The organism is Rhizobium sp. WSM409 (genome assembly GCF_057653825.1).
Map to the genome: position 1 here is coordinate 370,964 of NZ_JBYGKP010000003.1, position 20,676 is coordinate 391,639.

Here is a 20,676-nt window from a genome sequence, read left to right on the forward strand (position 1 = left end):
GAACGAACATCGAAGGTCCTTCCATGAACATCATCCTCGTGCTTATCGACAGCGTTAACCGCAATGCTCTTTCGGCCTATGGCGGAACTGAGTTTGCGACACCGAACCTTCAGTCATTTGCGCAAAAGGCCTGGCGTTTTGACAATCACTTCGTCGGCAGCCTGCCCTGCATGCCGGCGCGGCGTGAGATTTTTGCCGGCTTCAGCGGCATGCAATGGCGTCCTTGGGGCCCGCTCGAACCCTTCGACCTTCGTCTGCCGAAACTGCTGGAGAGTGCGGGCTACACCACCGCGATCGTCACCGATCACTATCACTACTGGGAGGAGTCGGCGAACGGCTACATCCAGAGCTTCCAAGGCGCGGAATTCATTCGAGGGCACGAGCTGGATTTCTGGGAACCGCTTGTGCCGGAGGCGGATCTGCCGCGATGGGCGCACAATATCGAGAAATGGCGTCCGGGCTATGGCCATCGCTACTTCTCCAATGTCGCGAACTTCAACGATGAGGCCGATTTCTTTCCCGCCAAGGTGATGACATCAGCCAGCGAATGGCTGGCCAAACCGAAAACCGGAAAGCCGTTTTTTCTGCAGGTCGAGTCCTTCGACGTGCATGAACCCTTCGATGTGCCGGAGCCCTATGCATCGATGTACGGTGACGGTGCGGCGCGCGACCGCTTCACGCTGTGGCCGCCCTATCAGGATGCGGCGCGTCAGGCGGAGTTCATGAGCCAGGCGAGCCCCGAGGAACTGGCTTTCGTTCGCTCCCAGTATGGCGCCAAGCTGACGATGACGGACCGGTGGCTGGGCAAGCTGTTCACAACCCTGGACGAACTTGAGCTCTGGGACGACACGGCTGTTATCGTCACCACCGATCACGGACACGACCTCGGCGAACGCGGCGGCTATGGCAAACAATTCCCGCATTTCGACAGCCACGCAAACATCCCGCTGCTCGTCTGGCACCCCGGCTTCCAAGCCAATGGTGGCGCGATAAAAAATCTGACGTCGACCGTCGACCTCTTCGCGTCGATCCTGGCTATGGCCGGCGTCGAGCCGCCACGACAGACGCATTCGCATTCATTTCTGCCGCTTCTCAAAGGCGAGACCAGCAACGCGCGGAACGCCGTCATATACGGGACATTCGGGCAAGGCATCTGCTGCACCGATGGCGAATGGACGCTGATCCAGCCGCCGGATCGCGAAAAGCCGCTTTACGCCTACTCGACCATGGTGCCCACCACCATCGAGCCGCAGGACAGGCCGGTCGATCATGGCTATTACATTCCCGGTATCGACATGCCGCAATGGAAAATTCCCATCACCCCCGACGGCCCCGGAGACCGGCGGAACCTGGACAGCCAGCCGCTGCTATTTGATCGACGCAATGATCCAGGCCAAAAGCGCGACCTCTGGCAGGATCGGCGCGAAGAGCGAGAACGAATGCTGCATCTTATGCGGCAAGTCGTCGAGCAGTATGGCGCGCCGACCGAACTGTTTCAGAGACTGGGATTGGACTAGTTTCGAGGATCAGAGCGCATTGCCGATAGGGCCATTGCCGGTTCGACACTTAAAAAAGATGTGAGTGCGCTGTCGAAATCGCGGCGGTTCAAACGTCTTGAGATCGCAGGCGCGAAATGCGGTAGGCTTGCCGCATGCGCCGCGATCACTCTGTCGGCATGGAGGTTATGTAGCCATGAGTGTTTCCTATCGTTGGGTCATCGTCGCTGCGGGCGCATTGATGACATGCGTTGCGCTCGGCGCGATGTTCTCGTTGGCGATCTTTCAGGAGCCGATTGCAACGGCGACCGGCTGGTCGCATGTCGGCATAGCAAGCGCGATGACGCTGAACTTCATCGTCATGGGTTTCGGCGGCTTCTTCTGGGGGGCGGCAAGCGACCGCTTCGGCCCGCGCATCGTCGTGATGATCGGGTCCGTGCTGCTCGGCTTGGCGCTGGTCCTGGCGAGCCGGGCCGAAACGCTGCTGCAGTTCCAGCTAACCTACGGCATCCTCGTCGGGCTGGCCGCCAGCACGTTCTTCGCGCCGATGATCGCGGCGACGACCGCCTGGTTCGACGAAAACCGCGGGCTTGCGGTGTCGCTGGTCTCGGCTGGCATGGGCGTCGCGCCGATGACGATCTCACCTTTCGCGCGTTGGTTGATCTCAACCTATGAATGGCGGCCGGCCATGCTGATCATCGGCGTTGCGGCCTGGGTGCTGCTCGTGCCGGCTGCGTTTCTCGTCAGGCGTCCGCCCGCCGAGACTACTGACACCGGAGCCGAGTTCGCGGCCGACGGCGCCCGGCCGCAACTGTCGAAGGTCTTTCGATCGCCGCAATTCATCGTGCTTGGCCTGACCTTTTTTGCCTGCTGTGCGGCACATTCCGGGCCGATCTTCCACATGGTGAACTATGCGACGATCTGCGGCGTCGCACCGATGGCGGCCGTCAGCATCTACAGCGTCGAGGGTCTGGCGGGATTGGGTGGCCGGCTGCTCTATGGCAGCCTTGCCGACAGGATCGGGGTGAAGCCGGTGCTGGTCGCCGGCCTGCTCGTGCAGGCGGCGGCCCTTGCGACCTATCTCCTCGTCAGCCAGCTCGGTGAATTCTACGCGCTCGCCATCGTCTTCGGCAGCGCCTATGGGGGTGTGATGCCGCTTTATGCCGTGCTGGCGCGGGAATATTTCGGGCCGCGCATCATCGGCACGGTCTTCGGCGCGGCGACGATGCTCTCCAGCCTCGGCATGGCCTTCGGCCCTCTCATCGGCGGCTGGATATTCGACACCTTCGCCAATTATTCCTGGCTGTTCATCGGCTCCGCGATGGTCGGGCTGGGGGCCGCGGCGATAGCGCTCGCGTTCCCGCCTCTCGCCCGCCAGAAACCACAACCTGCCTTCGGCATGGCGCCGTAACCGGCGCCTTAAAGCCCTCACGAGCAGTATCGAGAGTGGACGTCGGTGAACGCCCACTCAAGGTTTTCGCATCGTCGCGACTTTTGCCGCCAGATCGCCAACACCGCAGGCGGCACATTCGCCTCCACCGTAAAAAATGGACGAGGACCAGCCGGACCGCGATCATTCACATCCGCTGGCTTGTGTGCCATTCTGGATTGCGAAAGAACAAAGCGTTGCAAGGCAAGGAATATACTTGATTCACGCAAAAGTCGAGTTCGTATTGGTGTAGTAGCGGACGATACGGCGACGCGCTCTGCTAGGGCGGTAACGGGTAAGACGCACCAATCCTTAAATATTCACTTGAGGAACCCTCAGTTCTTCGGCAGTATACTCTTTATTAACTTTTGGCTGGGGGCCATGCTGCATCAATGAGGGTAATAGGGATTGCTCTGGCATGTATCATGTTGCTGTCGCAGCCGGCTCTGGCGCAGTCTCCACTCGACATCATCAGGAGCTTGACCGACGGCGTCACACGTGATGCCGCGCCGCCAGATGCTGGTAGCCCACCGTCTAAACCGATACCGACTCTTCAATCACAGCTGACAAGATCGCAAGTGCAACGCCTGCAGCGTGCCCTGGAAGCGCTCGGTTACTATCATGGTCCGATCGACGGAAATGCCGGGGTCGAGACGTGGAGTTCGGTGGTAGCGTGGGCACGCGACCGGGGATGGGAGGCTCCAACAACCCTCCGTGTCGCGCATCTCAATTCTCTTGAAGCTGAACGCGCGCAGGGACAGGTCGCAGAACAGGATCGTCCAGGCTCTGGTCCAGAAGATGGGACTGTTCGTCGCGTTCAATCGGCCCTCTCACGGCTCGGCTACTATTCGGGGCCGGTGAATGGCCAGACAGACCAAGCGACCATGGCTGCCATGGCGGCCTGGGCAGCCGATCGGAGCTGGGAGGCGCCGGCATCGATCCGCGAGGCACATGCCGTCAACATGGAGGAGGAGCTTTCCCATGGGACAGGCCCGGTTGTCGGCGATGCGGCCTTGCCACCGTGGCAGCCGGACGACACGGGGATAGGCAGCAAAATCTGCGCCTCCACCGGCTACAGCAAAGTCTGCCTTCGTCTTGCCTGCGATGCCGAAGCCGGTGTGGTCCTTGATTTCGAAGAGGTAGCGGGCTACTCGACACCGTCGGTCTCGAGCGCGGGACTGACGGTGGATCGGGGCCCTGAGGCAACGCTTCCCCTCGATGGCATCCGCAAGAGACCGGTCCTCGATGCCGGTCGCGATGCAGCGCTCATCGCCCGCCTTTCCTCCGGGCGGTCGCTGAACCTCAAGTTGGGGACATGGTCGATGTCCTTCGGTCTCGCGCAATTCGGCCCCGAGTACGACCGGGTTGGAAAGGCATGTGCTACCCTCCTCGCCAGGCTTCGTAGCGGCCAGGATCCCTTCCCTGGCCAGTTCTCCCGTCTTGCCGACGAACTGGCCGAGGCCACCGTGTCCGAAGGAACCTGGACCTCGCAGCCGAATACGGATCTTGGCGGCGATGACATTCGACATGGGCTGACCGATCCGCTTCTGCGTGGCCTGAAGGAAGGCGAATGTATCGCGATCTGCTCCGAAACCGACATGTGCCGAGCCTATACGTTCAACCCGAGCGGCGGGGTATGTTTCCTGAAGTCCGCAAAGGGCTCGCCGAAACCCTACGCAGCCGCAAAGAGCGGCGTTTTCGATGGCCGGAAAGTGGGTTTAGCACCTCCACCCACCCGCGGTCCGGGACCGATCGTGGATGGAGCGGTCGGGTGGCACGAGGGCGAGCCGCTGGAAGGCTTCCAGGCCCGCGTGAAGCAAGCTGCTCGCAGGCTCGGCGGGTCATGCGACGAGGAGAAGGAGACGCTCCGGCGCCTGGCCGAAAAATTCCAATGGACACTGCCGCATCAGGGACCGCTCCGCGCCGGAAACAGCTTTGCGATCGAGTGGTCGGGCAACACGCTCGAAGATCGCATACCGGTTTGGTTCATGGTCAAAGCAGAACAGCCCGTCCGTTTTAAGGGCAAGGGGCATGTCGCGTTGGCTCCTGATGCACCCAATCCGTTCGCGATCAAAACCGGTCTCGGCAAGACACGCGCCATGGTCGCTCTGGCGACGCGCGGCGCCGCGGCGAGTGGTTCAGTTTCAGCCATTCCGCTGCAAGCCGGGCCTTTGAACCTATCCGTCTCATTGGTGGGTTATCTGCGCGCCTGCGAGGAGGAGATCGTTCTGAAGGAAGAGTCGGAGCGGCTCGAAATCGCACCGGCGCCCGCCGAGATCGTCCTCAACACCGCCGAGGGTCGCGCGGCGTTCACACATAGCATCGATATCCCTAAATTCTCCCGCCGCATCCTCCTCAACGATACCCGCTTTCTTCTGCTGGATGCGGCAAGCGGGACGGAAATCGTCGAGCGGGCAGGCACACACCTGCAGATCTCGCCAACCCACCGCTTCATCGGCGTCGAGCATAATGGCCGGCTCGACATCGTCGACATGGTCGATGGGCATACGGCCGCGACAGCGGACGCCGGCGACCTTCGCTGGGCGCTCGGCGACAGTGTCGTCTTCACCACACTCGCGCCTTGGGCGGAGGTGAATTTTTCCTCTACCTTCGGCGATCATTTGCGCATACGGGAACAGATTACCGGGCCGTCTTGCTGCACGGCGCAACGCGGTCAAACGCGCGTGGCGATCGATCTGGAGAATGCTGCCTACGCCATCTGGGGTGGCGCCGGCTACCGCGTTGGTGCGCTCCAGAACCCGGATTACGCCTCGATCGCGAATTCTTCGGGCGCTTACAGTTCCGAAGGTGGCGAGACAATTCCCCTTCATTTTCATATGTTCTGGTCGCTTGGCATGGTGTCGCCCGTCAGTGTCGCTCGGGAATTCGATGTTGCCGGCGGCTTCAAGACGACCAGTACCTGGGAAGACTGGGAGGTCGCGGAAGCCGACAGCCGCCGCCCCCGCGATTTTACGGAGAGCCTGTCGCGCACGTTGGCCAAAATTGAGCTTCAGGCAGTCATGATCGATACCGCTGTGGCATCGAACGACCAAGGCTCCACCAGAGCCGGCAACGACACGCCTCTCGCCGCTGCCTTGCCCGAACAACTCTTGCGCCTCGGCGTCGCGCTCGATCCAATGGTCGACGGTGAACGCCTCCTCGCGTCCTACGCCGCGGGTGAAAACAACGCCCTTCACGCGCTTGATCGCGACCAGCGGCTGAAACGATCGGCAGAGGCGATGGGGCGCTTCCGCCGCGAGGCGGAGCGTGCGGGCTGGCGATTCGACTGGGCTCTGCCCGTCGGGGAGGAGGGTCCCATCTCCGACTGTGAACATCTTCTGCTCGGAGAATCCTCAAGCTCGGGGGGCATGGGCTCGCTGTCGGCGCCTCGCGATGTTGTCGAGGTCTCGACCGTCCGCACGTCTCGCGGGGCGGTATGGGTGGCGCGTGCGGAGTGTGTCGCGGGGGCGACGTTCGGGAGCCTCAGGCCCTATGCTGCCCTTTACGTCATGGATATCGCGCGCCCCGCGCCGGCGGCGAGTGCGGCACTTCAGGCGGAAGGCGCATTTTTCTTCGAAAACAATGCCCATCGTCTGTGGTACCAGCACGCTTTTCGTATCAAAGCCAATGACGACCTGCTGCTGACCTATGCGCCCGGCAACGGCGTCATTACCGTGCGTGACCGCGCAACACAGAAGTTCCTCTGGATCGGCGAGAATCTTCCGAATGGCGACCTCCTCGTCGACGCCTGGTTGACGAAAGACCGTCGCCATGCGGTGCAACTTAATTCTGACGGCAACTTCTATATTCACGCCATTCTGGACGATAGGCAGTCGCTTCTGTCCGGGCGCATCGCCGACGACGAGATCGCGGTCTGGACCAGGGACTACTTTTACGACGCGACAGCCGAGGCCGCCGCCCTCATCGATCTGAAGTTTCCCGGTAGGGTTGGACAGTATAGTCTCGACCGGTTCGGCATAGCGCGCCAGGTCCCAGATCTGGCGCGCGCCGTTCTTGATCGAGGGCAGACGCCGCAGGCCGTCGCCGAGGTGGGCGTACCGCCGTCGTTGACAGGCGAGATTGCGCTCGAGGAAAACGGCAGTCGCGTAAGAGCCGTATTGCACTTCGACCCGGCTGAGACGGTGCATATGTCCGTTTTTCAGGACGGTGTTCTGACCGGAACGGTTGATGCAGCCACCATCGGAAATGCAGTGTCGATCGAGAGGCTCAAGGACGCGCGTTGGGTGTCGGTCATCGGATTCAATTCTGCGGGCCTGGCGAGCCTCCCGGTATCGGCTGATCTCGGCGAGCCGCTTGCGCGCCGTGCGGTCACCCGCGCGCTCGTCATCGGCGTGAACACTTACGAGGATGAGCGCCTCCGTTCGCTCAATTACCCTCTGCGCGATGCAGGCACGGTGCTCGAAACGCTGACCGAGCCGCTTGGTAAAGAGCCACCGTTCCGCGGCGAGGCAGGGCCGAAGGACAGGCGTGCCACACCCGAGGCCATACTGGAGGCGACGGCGCGACTGCTGGACGGGCTGGTCCGTGGGGACCACGCGGTCCTGTTTCTGGCCGGCCATGGCATGCAGGATCGCAATGGGCGTTTCTATTTCGCGACGTCTGCCACCGATCCAACGGATCTCGAACACACAGCCTTGCCTTTCGACCGGCTGGCCGCGCTGTTCGAAAGGACCGAGGCGCGCATCACCATCCTTCTTGACGCCTGCCACTCCGGCGCCGCGGGGACCGGGGCTTTCACCACCAACGACGATCTCGCCAACAGCCTCGTCGCCCTTAAATCCAATCTCACCATTCTCGCCGCTGCGAAGGGGCGACAGGAGTCGCTTGGGCGGCGGGAGGTCGGCGGCCTGTTCACCAACGCGATCGTTACCGTCCTTGGAAAGGAACGCGATCGTTATGACCACAATCACAATGGTCGCATCGAGGCCTCCGAACTGTATCGCGGCGTCAAGACGCTGGTTTTCGCGGCGAGCGACGGCAAGCAGACACCCTGGATCATCAACAGCCGACTGGTGGGAGACTATGCCCTCTTTTAGATTTCGCGACGCGTATAAAACGGTTGCGGCCCTGGCAGCTGCCATGCTGCTTCTCGCACCTGCCGCCGCCATGCTGCTTCTCGCACCTGCCGCCGCCGGCGCCGCGTGCCTCATTTGTGACGAGGTCGTCGAGCTGGATGAGGTAAGGGCAAAATGCTTCCGTCAGGACTATGAAAAGTTTCTTTCAACCGCCCGGAGCGCGGAAACGAGCAATGCGGAGGTCGATCTCTCCGCCTGCGCCGGGGACGACGGACGCGAACGCCGCGGTCTTGATCGGATGCCCGGGCTATTACCGCCCGGAGGTGAATCCACAGCACGGAACCAGCGCGAGCTACGCTCCGTCTACATCTTCGATGAGGCAGGCCTTGTTTGCCTGAAGCGGTTGCTGGATGGTCACGAAGGCACGATCGATCCGTCGGTGCGGTTCGATCTGGTCGAGAACTGCAAGCCATGAGCCAGCCATCATCCAGGCGGCCGGCCGGCCTCTCTTTCTTCTACGTTTCCGATGCCGGCTGGTCGCTTCTGAGCAGCATTATCACCGTTGTGACCTTCGTCGGCGCGGTGGGGGGAATCTTTTGGGCAGTCTTCGAGTACCGCGAGAACCAGGAGACCGAACGGACGAAATATACGCTCACCCTCATTGAGACCTGGGAAACGCAGGGCTATCGGCAAGCCTATGGTGAACTTCGTGAGTTCTACACGGCGTTCATCGCGACGGTCCCGCCCGCCGACAGGAAGACGGCTGAGACGAGCGGACGCGCCAGGGACAACCTGCTGCAGTCCTTCAACCGTCGGATCGCGCAGGAGCCCGCACGCCAGGAGCAGGTCAGGGAGGTCGTCTATTTCTTCAACCGGCTTGGTCTTTGCGTGAGTGCGTCGCTCTGCTCCAAGGAGACAACCGCGGTCTTCTTCAATGATACCGTGCAGTCTTTCCTCGATGCCTATGGTCCTTATATCGAAAGCAGCAAGGAAACATTGCCAGGCCGGGGCGCGACACTTGTCGATCTCTCTCGGGAACTCAATCCCGCTGGTCGGGACTAGGCACCCTGCGAATCTCTCCCTTTCGTGCATTGCCCTTCGCCGATTTCCCCTGATAAGACTTCTCCTAGTCGTTTCATCACCTATGTCCTTGGTTATTCGGGAGGCAATCGTCGCCATGGTCGAACTTGCGCAATCGCTCGCATCCATCAAGCTGCCGGACCTGTCCGGCAAGGCCGTGCTGATCACCGGCGCCTCGACCGGGATCGGCGCGGCGCTGGCCCGCGCCTTTGCGGCTCAAGGGGCCAAGGTCGGCGTGCATTACAATGCCAGCCGCGAACCGGCGGAGAAGCTTGCAGACGAGATCCGGTCTGCCGGCGGCACCGTGCACCTGATCCAGGGCGACGTGTCGAGGGAAGGCGAGACCGAGCGTGTCGTCGAGGAGACGGCGAAGACCTTCGGTCATCTCGACGGGCTCATCAACAATGCCGGCGGCATGCTGGGGCGCAAGCCGACCTCGGAATATACCGACGCCCATTATGCCGCGGTCATGGACCTCAACGCCCGCTCGGTGCTGGCGGCAACACGTGCGGCGCATCCTTGGCTGAAGAAGCAGGGTGGATTTATCATCAACACCACCTCGATCGCTGCGCGCAATGGCGGCGGCAATGGTGCGATCCTCTATGCGGCGTCCAAGGGCTTCGTTTCGACGATCACGCGCGGCCATGCCAAGGAATTCGTCCCCGACCGGATCCGAGTCAACGCAGTGGCGCCGGGCGTTATCGCCACGCCCTTCCACGAGCGTTATACCAATGACGAGCAGATGGAGCTGCAGCGCAAGTCGATCCCGATGGGCTTCGTCGGCACGTCGGAAGATTGCGTCGGCGCCTATCTCTTCCTCGCCTCGCCGACGCTGTCGGGCTACATCACCGGCCAGATCATCGAGGTCAATGGCGGCCAGCTGATGCCGTGAACGCCTCGATCGGCGGGCAAGATCCTCGCTTTCCCTTTTTAAAAAAGGGAACTTTCGAACCGCCGTGACGTTTCCCGCTTGTTCTTTTCACCAAGCGGGGCACCATGAGCTTTTCATTTTCGGAACTCGACTTCCTCAAGCCGGAGCTGGGAGCGGAGTATACGGGTTCTGGCACCCATTTCGCGGTATTCTCCGCCCATGCGGAACAGATGGAGCTCTGCCTCTTCTCGCCTGACGGAAAGAACGAGATTGCCCGGCTGCCGTTGCCGAAGCGCGAAGGCGACATCTGGTCGGGCTATATCGCCGGCGTCGGCCCGGGCACGGTCTACGGTTATCGCGCCCACGGCCCCTATGACCCACAAGCCGGCCATCGCTTCAATCCGAACAAGCTCCTGCTCGACCCCTATGCCAAACAAGTGACGGGCGAGCTTAAATGGGATGACGCGCTGTTCGGTTACCAGATCGGCGAGGACGACCTTTCCTTCGACGAGCGTGACAGCGCCCCCTTCATGGTCAAGGGCGTGGTGCAGGATCCGGACTTCGATTGGGCGGGTGAAGAGGCGATCCGCCGTCCCTGGCCCGACACCATCATCTACGAGGCGCATGTGCGCGGCCTGACGATGATCCATCCGAAGGTGCCAGACCGGCTACGCGGCACCTTTCTCGGCATGTGCAGCGATCCGATCATCGACCATCTCGTCAAGCTCGGCATCTCGGCGATCGAGCTACTGCCGATCCAGTATTTCCTCGACGATCGTTATCTCCTGGAAAAAAACCTACGCAATTATTGGGGCTATCAGACACTCGGCTTCTTCGCGCCGCAATCGCGCTACTTGTCCGGCGACAAGATCACCGAAATCAAGACCATGGTGAAGAAGTTCCATGCCGCCGGCATCGAAGTCATCATGGACGTGGTCTATAACCATACCGCCGAAGGCAGCGAGAAAGGGCCGACGCTGTCCTTCCGCGGGCTCGACAATGCGAGCTATTACATTCTCTCCCCCGACGATCCGCGCCACACCTTCGATACCACGGGGACCGGAAACACCCTGAATGCCGCCAATCCCATGGTGATGCGCATGGTGCTCGACAGCCTGCGCTACTGGGTCGGCGTCATGCATATCGACGGCTTCCGTTTCGACCTTGCCAGCACGCTCGGCCGCCAGGATATGGAATTCGATCGGCAGGGCCTGTTCTTCGGCGCAATCCGCCAGGATCCGATCCTTGCCGGTGTCAAGCTGATCGCCGAGCCCTGGGACGTGGGCGATGGCGGTTATCAGGTTGGCGGCTTTCCACATCCCTTCCGTGAGTGGAACGACAAGTTTCGTGACGACGTGCGTCGCTTTTGGAAGGGCGATGGCGGCATGGTCTCGGAGATCTCGCAACGCATCACCGGCTCGGCGGTACAGTTCAACCACTCGGACCGGGGCGCGACGTCATCGATCAATCTGCTGTCGGCCCATGACGGCTTCACGTTGATGGACACGGTTTCCTTCGACGACAAGCACAATGACGCGAACGGCGAGGAGAACAGGGACGGACATTCGGACAATCATTCGGACAATATGGGTGCCGAAGGCGTGACGGATAACGGGGACATCAACAGCCTTCGGGCGCGGCGGCGCCGCAATCTGATGGCGACGCTGATGCTCTCCCAGGGCGTTCCGATGATCCTTGCCGGCGACGAGCTGGGCAACAGCCAAGGCGGCAACAACAACGCCTATTGCCAGGACAACGAGATCGGCTGGACGGATTGGTCGGGGCTCGACGACCCCTTCCTCGATTTCTGCCGGCAGGCCGTCGCCTTCCGCAAGGCCCATCCCGTCTTGCGGCAGGAGCGGTTCCTGACCGGAGAGACAGCCGACGACGGACGCATCGAGATCGCCTGGTACAAGCCAGATGGCGGTTTCATGGACGATGGGGCCTGGAACGACGACGGTTTGCAGGTACTCGGCGTCTACGTCTCGAGGAGCGTGCATGCACCGGACACCGAGGAGATGGACGACCTGTTCCTCGTCTTTAATGCAGGTGGCGACTGCGAGGTTCACCTACCCGTGGTGAATGGGCTGAAACAGTGGTCGAGGGTTCTCGACACGGGCTCGGAGACGGGTTCTTTCGAGGTGCGCGAACCAGAGAATCCGGTCATCGTCTATGCCCAGAGCGTGGCGGTCTTCGCGCCGAAGGGACAAACCGAGCCGCCGAAAGGCGCGACAAAAGCCGAGCGTCGCCGCTGGTTCCAGTTCGGCCGCAGGAGCAAGTAACGGGTCGCAGAGAACATGAATGCCGAAGCCATCACCGACCTTGGTCTTGTCTATGTCAGCGACACCGAACCAGGCATCCGCAGGCGAAGGAAGGGTAAGGGCTTCAGCTATGTGATGCCCGACGGTACGACGCTTGCCGACGAATTGCAGCGGGCGCGCATAGGCGCGCTCGGTCTGCCCCCAGCCTATGAGAATGTCTGGATCTGCCTCTACGACAACGGCCATTTGCAGGCGACAGGCTTCGATGCGCGCGGGCGCAAGCAATACCGCTACCATAAGGAATGGCAATCCTTCCGAAGTGCGGGAAAATTCCATCAATTGATCGAGTTCGGCCGGGCGCTGCCTCGAATACGCCGCACCGTGCTGCGCCATCTCGATACCGGTGCAGAGGATGTCAATGGCGTGCTTGCGGCCTTGACGACGCTGCTCGACGAGGCGCACCTACGCGTCGGCAATCAGGCCTATGTCAGGGAGAACGGCACCTATGGCGCAACGACGCTGCTAAAACGCCACCTGAAGATCGTCGACGGGCAGATCGAACTGAAATTCCGTGCGAAAGGTGGCAAGCGCGTCCAGCGCAGTCTCAAGCATCCCAGGCTGCAGAAGATCCTGGAGGAGATAGCCGACCTGCCAGGCCGCCAACTCTTCGTCTGGAAGGACGAAAGCGGGACGCTGAAGCCAATCGATTCCGGGCGATTGAACGCCTATCTGGCCGAGATATCGGGCATTCCGATTTCGGCGAAGACCTTTCGCACCTGGGCCGGATCGCTGGCGGCTTTCGGAGCGGCGCGCGAGACGATCCTCGGTGGCGGCCGGCCGACCGTGAAGCAGATGTCGGAGGCCGCGGCCGAGGCGCTACACAACACACCGGCGATCTCGCGCTCGAGCTATATCCATCCCGCGATCATCGCGCTCGCCGGCAACGATCATCCGCTGATCGAGACTGGCAACGAGCCGCTGCGGGGCTTGCGGGCCGAGGAAAACAGGCTACTTGATTTCCTCACAAGCGAGATCGAAGAATGAGCCCCAGACATACGCCGGCATCGGACGTATCCTTGACGCATCCCGACCGGCTCTACTGGCCGGACGAGGGCGTGACCAAGCAGGCGCTGGCGGATTACTACGCGGCGGTCTGGCCATTCATGGCGCCTTATGTCGTCAACCGGCCCTTGGCATTGTTGCGTTTGCCGGACGGCATAAAGGGCCAACAGCGATTTTTCCAGAAACATGCCTGGAAGGGCATGAATCCGCACATCGAGGAGATCGCCGACCCGCAGGATGCGGACGGCGAAAATTTGCTGCGCATCGGCGATTTCAACGGTCTCGTGGCGCTGGTGCAGTCGGCCGTGCTCGAAATTCATCCCTGGGGGGCAACGGCCGACAATTGGGAAAGACCCGATATGGTCACCATGGACCTCGATCCCGGCGAAGACGTGACCTGGAGCGCGGTGATAGCAGCAGCGCTTGAATTGAAGTCGCGGCTGGAAGCCCGCGGCCTGGCTGCCTTCGTCAAGACGTCGGGCGGCAAGGGGCTGCATGTGGTGACGCCGCTTTCGCCGAAGGCCGGCTGGGCCGAGGTGAAGGATTTCGCCCATTCACTGGCCGAAAGCATGTCGGCCGATGCGCCGGACAAATATCTGGCAACCGCGACAAAGGCAAAACGCGGTGGACATATCTACATCGATTATCTCCGCAACGGCCGCGGCAACACGGCGGTCGCGGCCTATTCGACGCGGGCACGATCGGGCGCGCCGGTTTCCATGCCGCTGGATTGGTCAGAATTGAACGAGGTGAGCGGTCCGGCCGCTTTCACGCTCGCCAACGTGCCGCAACGGTTGGAGACCCGGCCGAAGGATCCATGGGGAAATTTCTTCGATGCGGCCGTTCCGCTGGAATGAACGGCTTTTAGTTCGGCTTTAACGGAAGCGCAGAAGCCGCTCTATCCTTTTACTTTTACGCAGTCCCGGCAAAACCGCTTCGCGCTTTGACTGGCGAAAACCGCTTCGCACTTTTCCTGAAATTTCTCTTGTCTCAGCCGGCACCGTCCAGCTCAGGATAATGCCTGAAAATCCCTTCCTCGTTGAAGGCGAGGCGGCGGGCGGAGGCGAGATAGCTGGCGATGTTCGGACGCTTCGCGACCGCGTCATGCAGAGCCAAGAGGCAGGGATATTCCGCCTTGCGCTTCGTCATGGCTTTCGGAAAGGCGTAATTCAGGCCCTCGATTACCTGGAAGAGCGAGAGGTCGACATAGGTCAGCGCATCGCCGACCAGATGGTTGGGGCCTTTCGGGTTCTGTCGCAGCACCCGCTCGAAATAACCGAGGAATTTCGGAATGCGGTCGCGGATGAAGGCGGCCGAGCGGGCTTTTGCCTCTGGCTTCTGGTCCTCGTAATAAAGCGACATGTCGATCGGGTGATGCGTATCATGCGCTTCGGCGACGAAATCGGTGACAGTCAGCTGCAGGCCGTTGACGACATGGCGAAGGCCGTCATCCTCAGGCGCAAGGCCGAGTTTCGGTCCGAGATAAAACAGGATGTTGGCGACATGCGGTATAATAAGGTCGCCGTCCTTCAGGAACGGTGGCGCAAAGGGAATGTGCGTTTCGCTTTCGCTCTCCATCACTTCCATCATGGCGCCGGTGCCGCGCCCGGGCTGGCGGGTAACGTCGATATATGCGGCGCCGACTTCTTCCAGCGCCAACCGCACGAATTCGCCACGGCCTTGAATGCCGTCCCAATAATAAAGCTCGTATGCCATGGCTGCTCAATCCTTCGGTTTACGACCGAAGTCTTTTCGCAGTTCGTCCTTGGCCTTTTCAAGGGTTCCGCGCCGCTTTTTCGTCAGTTGGTCGCCCGCGCGGTTAATGTAGAAGGTCAGCATCGACATGGCAGCGCGATAAGGGCTCGACTTGCGGCGATCACTCTCCTCGGCGGAGTGCTTGACGGAACGGGCAATCTTCCTCGGATCGTCCGATTTGAACACGCCTTCCTTCAGGTCCATCGCATCGCTGCGTTCGGTGACGTCCTGAGACCATTTCTTTTTCGATTTGGCCATGGGTCTAAAACTCCCCGTGTGGCTGGCGGAAAGCCTCCGCTGCCGCATCCTAGTCAATGGTGGCTGTGGTGTTCGTTACGCTTGCGCGTCGCCGCGGCCTTCTTCGCGGAAGCGGAACGTTCCTCCTTCGAGCGTGCGGCGGATGCCGCACCGCCGACGCGGCCGCCCTTTTCGGAGGATTCATGCGTATCCTTCTTGCCGCGGCCGGAACCGGATTTATTGCCGCCGCCGCTTTCCTTGTTGACGGTCGCCCAAGCACGCCGTTCGGCTTCCTTCTCGGAGACGCCGCGATCCTCGTAGCCCTCCTCGATGTGCTCGGCTTTGCGCTTCTGCTTGTCGGTATAGTCGGATTTATCACCTCTCGGCATCTCGGCCTCCTGTGGTTTGCAAAGGGACTGAACCGGTACGGAGCCCAAAAGTTCCCGCCCAGGTCATTGGGCCGAATTCGGAACAAAAGCCGGGTTTGTCAGGTTTCCGATGTGCATAAGAAGCAGCCGAGAACATGGAAAAACACATCGTCAAAGCCGATGGAAACGGTGCGATCGACGTGAACGGCCAGGTATCACCGGTCATCTAACCGTCAGCCTCAAGCACGGGAAGGGGCGTTCCTATGAGGTCGACATCCGTTTGATGGCGCCGCCTGACTGGCTGCTACGGAGGGGCTTCAGGCGTGATGCCGTGCTGGTCAGTCAGAGCGGTGCGCGCATCCCCCTATCACGACGATGGCAGTTTTCACGATGGCGGCAGCCATCACGATGATGGCCGTCTCGACCCTGCCGACACGATCTCGATCGAGCTGACGGCGCGCGACGAAAGTTGCACCAGCGAGGTGGATCTGATGCGGAAATATCCTGAGCTCGACGGCGCGGACGCATAAAGCAAAAGTTGTAGCATATCGTGACTGGCCTACACGCCAGGCCGTTGTTGGACGGCGTTCTTGACCGCCTGGTCGAGCGCTATGCTGCTGAAAGGTTTCGACAGCAGCACCGAGCCGGGGAGATGATTTGCATCCGGCAGGCTGCTGTTGCCGGTGGCAAAGACCAGTCCGACCGAAGGAAAGGCCTCACGCGCCTTCGCGGCAAAGGCCTGACCCGACATGCCGGGCAGGCCGACATCGGCGACGATGATGTCGACGATGGTATGTCGGAGGATTTCCACGCCCCGTTCGCCACTATCAGCCTCGATGACGTCATAGCCGAGATCCTGCAAAAGCTCGGCGGTATCCATGCGGATGAAGGCGTCGTCTTCCACCAGCAACAGCTTCAGCTTTTCACGGGCGACCTCGGGATGTTTGGGAGCGGCCACCGCGGCATCGCTCGCCCCTTGGCGGCGTTGCGTCCTGATGGTAAGCACGTGGCGGATCTTGCGGGCGAGTTCCTCGCGCGTATAGGGTTTGGAGAGCAGTTCGAGGCCGGGATCGAGCCTGCCGCCATGGACGATCGAATTTTCGGTATAGCCCGATGTGTAGAGCACGGCGATGTCAGGCAGACGCTCGCGTGCCATGCGCGCAAGCTCCGGGCTCCGCAACGGCCCGGGCATGACGACATCGGTAAAGAGCAGGTCGATATGGGCGCCGCTTTCGATCACGGTGAGCGCGCTTTGCGCATCCTTGGCCTTCAACACGTAGTAGCCGAGATCCGTCAGCATCTCGACGACAGTCGTGCGCACACCCTCGTCATCCTCGGCGACGAGGATGGTTTCCGTGCCCCCGGTCGCCGGCACGCTGTCGACATTGGTGATGCGATCCTCGCTCTGGAACGAGCGGGGCAGATAGAGCTTGACGGTCGTGCCTTCGCCGATCTCGCTGTAGATCTTCACGTGGCCACCGGACTGCTTGACGAAGCCATAGACCATCGACAGGCCAAGACCGGTACCCTTGCCTTCCGGCTTGGTCGAGAAGAAAGGCTCGAAGGCCTGTTCTATGACCTCCTGCATCATGCCGGATCCGGTATCGGTAACCGCCAGCACGACATATTGGCCGGCGGTGACTTCAGGATGGGTGCGGCTGTAGGTGTCGTCGAGGAAGGCGTTGCCGACCTCGATCGTCAGCTTACCGGGGCCAGCCATCGCGTCTCGGGAGTTGATCGCAAGGTTGAGCAGTGCGTTCTCGATCTGGGTCGGATCGGCAAAGCTGTTCCAGAGCCCACCTGAGACCATGGTCTCGACTTCAATCTCCTCGCCGAGCGCGCGGCGCAGCATGTCGTCCATGCCGGTGACGAGACGGCCAATATTGACGACCTTCGGCTCCAACGGTTGCCGGCGGCCGAAGGCGAGCAACTGGCTTGCCAGCCGCGAGCCGCGTTCGACGGCGGCAAGCGCGTTGGAAATGCGTTCCTTGGCCCGACCGCTCTCTGCCACGTCCTTGCCCAGAAGCTGCAGGTTGCCTGAGATCACCTGCAGCAGATTGTTGAAATCATGGGCAACGCCGCCGGTGAGCTTGCCGATCGATTCCATCTTCTGCGACTGCTGGAGCGCTGCTTCGGCCTGCTGGCGCTCGGCAATCTCGGCCGCGACGCGGACCTCGAGCATTTCATTAAGTTTCCGCAGCTGATCTTCCATATTGCGGCGCTGGTCGATTTCGATTTTGGCGGCACGGAAAAGCCGGATATTGTCGATCGCGACGGCCGATTGGCCGGCGAGACTGACGAGGCTCGCCTCGGCCGCTTGGGAAAAACGGCCGGGCTGGCCGTGGCCGAAGAACAAGCCGCCGATGACGCCGCCGTCGCGTGATTTCACCGGCACGGCAAGATAGCTCCTGACGGGAAGATGGCCCTTCGGCATGCCAGCATGCGGCGCATTCTGCCCGTAGCGCGGGTCGAGCAGGATGTCGTCGGAGCGCATAATGCCTTCGCCGTTGAAGGTCGGCGCGAAGACCTTGGTATTGCGCGGCATCGGGAATTTCTCGAAGTTCTTCCGATCGACACCGGAGAGGGCATAGAGCATGTAGCTGCCACCCTCGCCATCATCGACATTGTAGAAAAAGGCGCCGAATTCCGCGCCGGTCAGCGTCACGCCGGCATCGACGACAATCTGGGTGAGGCGTTCGACACTGGGCTCGGCGGTGATCGCCGCACCCGCCCGGTTGACAACCGCAAGTGCCTCCGATTTTGCACGCAGTTCTTCCAGCGCGCTTTGTTCGCCGCGCTTGGCCGACACCTGGTCGGTAACATCAAGGGCCGCGCAGAGGATGCCGGCGACCCTGCCGTCATCGTCGCGCAGCGGCGTGTATGAGAAGGTGAACCAGGTGTCTTCGGTACGGCCGTCGCGGCGCATCGGGATAAGCAGCTCTTTGAAGAGCTGCGAACTGCCTTCGAGCGTGCTGGTGACGATCGGCGAGAACTGTTCCCAGATATCTGCCCAGACCTCGCGGAAGGGTCGTCCGAGGGCATCGGGATGCCGCTCGGGGAAAACGGGCACATAGGCTTCATTGTAGAGAAAAGCGAGATCCGGACCCCAGGCGACGAATTTGGGCTGGCGGGAATTCAACACCATTTCGGCGACGTGCTTGAGAGAGGCAGGCCAGCTTTCGACCGGACCGAGACCGACGGCGTGGAAATCCGGATGCCGTAACAATTCGCCGATTTCGCCTCCACCTCTCGGCCAGCCGTCCCCGACGCTTCTCATTCAAAATCGCTTCCTTGTCGTCTGCCGCACCGATGTGATCGGTCGGCTCGGGGTCCAGCCCTTCCAAAGCTTCAACATAGAGGCTAACGATGGGAGGAAAAGGGCGCGATCGAAATATCCCTGACTGCCGGGTGTTCAACGCTTTTCGCGGTTTGCGGCGGTGCCCGGGAGGTTATTTTTGATTGAGCTTTTGTGAAGCGACCAAAGCGCGGCCGATGTGGAAGAAGGGCAACTGCGCGGGCGCACGGGGATCGCGGAAAACCAGTCCGACGAGGTTATCGACGACAAGGATGAAGCCAAGGGCGAGACCGAGGTAGAGCAGCGCGGCGACGATGAGGAGCGACATCTCCATCCCTCACACGATCGCGGTCGAAGCGCGGCTGCTGGCTAAAAAGAGGATTTCGGTATGACTGTCCTTCATGGCAACTTCCTCGTTGCGCCATAAACAATCATCGCACCTTCTTGTTCCCGGTTATCGGACGAAGATTCAACTTTTTTCGGAAGCCTCAAAGCTTGCAGCGTCATTCGGCCTCTGTTCACCCCCGCATGGAAGCCCATCGTGGAATCCCTAAAGCAAAACTAATTCAGGCATATGACAAAACGAGATCAAAGGGCGTCGCGACGACGCCCTTTTTAATAGACTTGCTCGGTAATCCAGTGTTCAGGACGCCGTCTTGCGGCTTGCAGCCCGCTTCGGTGCCGGTGTCACGACGCCGTTGGCCTTGCTGCCCGTCACGCTGCGCTTCGCCTTGGGTTTGGCTTCCTTGCCGTTGGAAGACGCAGCAGAGCCCTCGAGCGCGTCGCGCTCGTCTCGTGCCTGTTCCCAATGAATGGAATCTCGCCCTGTCGGATATCCCTCTTCTTCCCAGAGGGTGTATGCACGTTTTTTGATCCACTCTTCCCGAGTTTCTGCCATCGCTGATCTCCAGTCACATGATGCCGTCGTTCGAACGCGATACTGCTCGGATGGTTCCAGAGGAGGGGAGCTCTTTCAAGCGAAATCGCGCCGCAACCGGAAATATTTCGCATCGCAGCATATTAGGGTTGAGAATCGAGGTTTACCGGGGCCGAAACTCCGCAGCCTTGTGCAGATCTGACACGAAATCCCGGCGCTGCTGGTCTCGGTCCGCCTCGTTACGGATGCGCAAGAGATAGGAGGGGTGGATGGTGACCAGAACAGGCGGATGGTTTGTCGGATGCAGGATATGGCCGCGCTCCGGCGTCAGCTTTGCTTTCGGGCCAAGCAACGCATACAGCGCACTTGCACCGAGCGTCACGACGAGCTTCGGCCGCAGGATGTTGAGCTCTGCGCCGAGCCACCAGGCGCACCGCCTGATCTCGCCGGCATTCGGTTTTGCATGCAGCCGCCGTTTGCCGCGCGGCGTGAACTTGAAGTGCTTGACCGCATTGGTGACATAACAGCGTTGACGATCGAGACCGGCCTCTTCGAGGCAGTGATCGAGCAGCCGGCCGGCGGGGCCGACAAAGGGCCTGCCGGTCAAATCCTCCTGGTCCCCCGGCTGCTCGCCAATGAGGACGATCTCGGCTTTCCCGGAGCCTTCGCCGAAGACGATTTGCGTGGCATTCCTGTAGAGATCACAACGGGTGCAGTCTTCGGCCTGATGCCAAAGTTCGGGAATGCTGTCGGCATTCGCGACTTCAAGCGCCCAGGCGGGACCGACATTTGCGGCTATGGTCATGATGGCGACCCTCATCTCCTCGGGATCAATCGATCTGTGCCGGCATTGTTCCCGCGGTGAAGCGGGCGGCGGCGGTAAAATGGTCACGGCATAAAATTTCGCGT

General features: G+C 61.0%; 16 protein-coding genes and 1 pseudogene. 10 read left to right on the plus strand and 7 right to left on the minus strand.

Annotated features, from left to right (window positions below):
- Positions 1-23: 23 nt before the first annotated feature.
- The 9 genes from AC25BC_RS29425 to ligD all read left to right on the plus strand — a co-directional run bounded on the left by AC25BC_RS29425 (position 24) and on the right by ligD (position 14,092).
- The gene (locus AC25BC_RS29425; RefSeq protein ID WP_003554037.1) at positions 24-1,517 is read left to right on the plus strand and encodes a sulfatase; all 1,494 of its coding nucleotides are present in this window, start codon (positions 24-26) and stop codon (positions 1,515-1,517) included.
- Between the two features lie 175 nt (positions 1,518-1,692).
- Positions 1,693-2,907, plus strand: coding sequence for an MFS transporter (locus AC25BC_RS29430; protein ID WP_128438629.1), 1,215 nt, complete (start codon positions 1,693-1,695; stop codon positions 2,905-2,907).
- 497 nt (positions 2,908-3,404) lie between these two features.
- Complete coding sequence (locus AC25BC_RS29435) at positions 3,405-7,982, plus strand: caspase family protein (protein ID WP_487778575.1); 4,578 nt, start codon at positions 3,405-3,407, stop codon at positions 7,980-7,982.
- The gene (locus AC25BC_RS29440) at positions 7,969-8,436 is read left to right on the plus strand and encodes a hypothetical protein (RefSeq protein ID WP_026157616.1); all 468 of its coding nucleotides are present in this window, start codon (positions 7,969-7,971) and stop codon (positions 8,434-8,436) included. Before AC25BC_RS29435 ends, AC25BC_RS29440 begins: the two co-directional genes overlap by 14 nt.
- On the plus strand, positions 8,433-9,023 hold the full coding sequence (locus AC25BC_RS29445; RefSeq protein ID WP_128438631.1) for a DUF4760 domain-containing protein: 591 nt from the start codon (positions 8,433-8,435) through the stop codon (positions 9,021-9,023). The genes AC25BC_RS29440 and AC25BC_RS29445 overlap by 4 nt, the downstream gene beginning before the upstream one ends.
- A 115-nt stretch (positions 9,024-9,138) precedes the next feature.
- Complete coding sequence (locus tag AC25BC_RS29450) at positions 9,139-9,933, plus strand: SDR family NAD(P)-dependent oxidoreductase (protein WP_128407611.1); 795 nt, start codon at positions 9,139-9,141, stop codon at positions 9,931-9,933.
- Between the two features lie 104 nt (positions 9,934-10,037).
- Positions 10,038-12,194 (plus strand): glycogen debranching protein GlgX, encoded by a 2,157-nt coding sequence (gene glgX / locus AC25BC_RS29455; RefSeq protein ID WP_017996504.1) that lies wholly within the window; start codon positions 10,038-10,040, stop codon positions 12,192-12,194.
- Between the two features lie 15 nt (positions 12,195-12,209).
- Entirely contained in the window at positions 12,210-13,217 is a 1,008-nt protein-coding gene (locus AC25BC_RS29460) for a DNA topoisomerase IB (protein WP_003554023.1), read from the plus strand.
- The gene (ligD, locus tag AC25BC_RS29465) at positions 13,214-14,092 is read left to right on the plus strand and encodes a non-homologous end-joining DNA ligase (protein ID WP_128407612.1); all 879 of its coding nucleotides are present in this window, start codon (positions 13,214-13,216) and stop codon (positions 14,090-14,092) included. The genes AC25BC_RS29460 and ligD overlap by 4 nt, the downstream gene beginning before the upstream one ends.
- 133 nt (positions 14,093-14,225) lie before the next feature.
- Here ligD and AC25BC_RS29470 read toward each other — a convergent pair whose 3' ends face one another.
- From AC25BC_RS29470 to AC25BC_RS29480, 3 genes are read right to left on the minus strand one after another with little or no spacing between them, the layout of a single operon-like run.
- The gene (locus AC25BC_RS29470) at positions 14,226-14,951 is read right to left on the minus strand and encodes a glutathione S-transferase (RefSeq protein ID WP_017996502.1); all 726 of its coding nucleotides are present in this window, start codon (positions 14,949-14,951) and stop codon (positions 14,226-14,228) included.
- A gap of 6 nt (positions 14,952-14,957) precedes the next feature.
- Entirely contained in the window at positions 14,958-15,248 is a 291-nt protein-coding gene (locus tag AC25BC_RS29475; protein ID WP_003554016.1) for a DUF3175 domain-containing protein, read from the minus strand.
- A gap of 53 nt (positions 15,249-15,301) precedes the next feature.
- The gene (locus AC25BC_RS29480; protein ID WP_003554014.1) at positions 15,302-15,616 is read right to left on the minus strand and encodes a hypothetical protein; all 315 of its coding nucleotides are present in this window, start codon (positions 15,614-15,616) and stop codon (positions 15,302-15,304) included.
- 134 nt (positions 15,617-15,750) lie between these two features.
- Between AC25BC_RS29480 and AC25BC_RS29485 the strand changes: the two are divergent.
- Positions 15,751-16,125 (plus strand): annotated as a pseudogene (locus tag AC25BC_RS29485) (hypothetical protein).
- A gap of 29 nt (positions 16,126-16,154) precedes the next feature.
- Here the strand turns inward: AC25BC_RS29485 and AC25BC_RS29490 are convergent.
- The 4 genes from AC25BC_RS29490 to AC25BC_RS29505 form a co-directional block, all read right to left on the minus strand.
- On the minus strand, positions 16,155-18,872 hold the full coding sequence (locus tag AC25BC_RS29490) for a hybrid sensor histidine kinase/response regulator (protein WP_128407614.1): 2,718 nt from the start codon (positions 18,870-18,872) through the stop codon (positions 16,155-16,157).
- A gap of 172 nt (positions 18,873-19,044) precedes the next feature.
- Positions 19,045-19,218, minus strand: a complete 174-nt coding sequence (locus AC25BC_RS29495) for a hypothetical protein (protein ID WP_003554009.1) — start codon at positions 19,216-19,218, stop codon at positions 19,045-19,047.
- 315 nt (positions 19,219-19,533) lie between these two features.
- Positions 19,534-19,788 (minus strand): DUF2934 domain-containing protein, encoded by a 255-nt coding sequence (locus AC25BC_RS29500; RefSeq protein ID WP_026157615.1) that lies wholly within the window; start codon positions 19,786-19,788, stop codon positions 19,534-19,536.
- Positions 19,789-19,930: 142 nt separating this feature from the next.
- Positions 19,931-20,572: a UdgX family uracil-DNA binding protein gene (locus tag AC25BC_RS29505; protein WP_003554004.1), complete on the minus strand. Its 642-nt coding sequence runs from the start codon at positions 20,570-20,572 to the stop codon at positions 19,931-19,933.
- Positions 20,573-20,676: the final 104 nt, after the last annotated feature.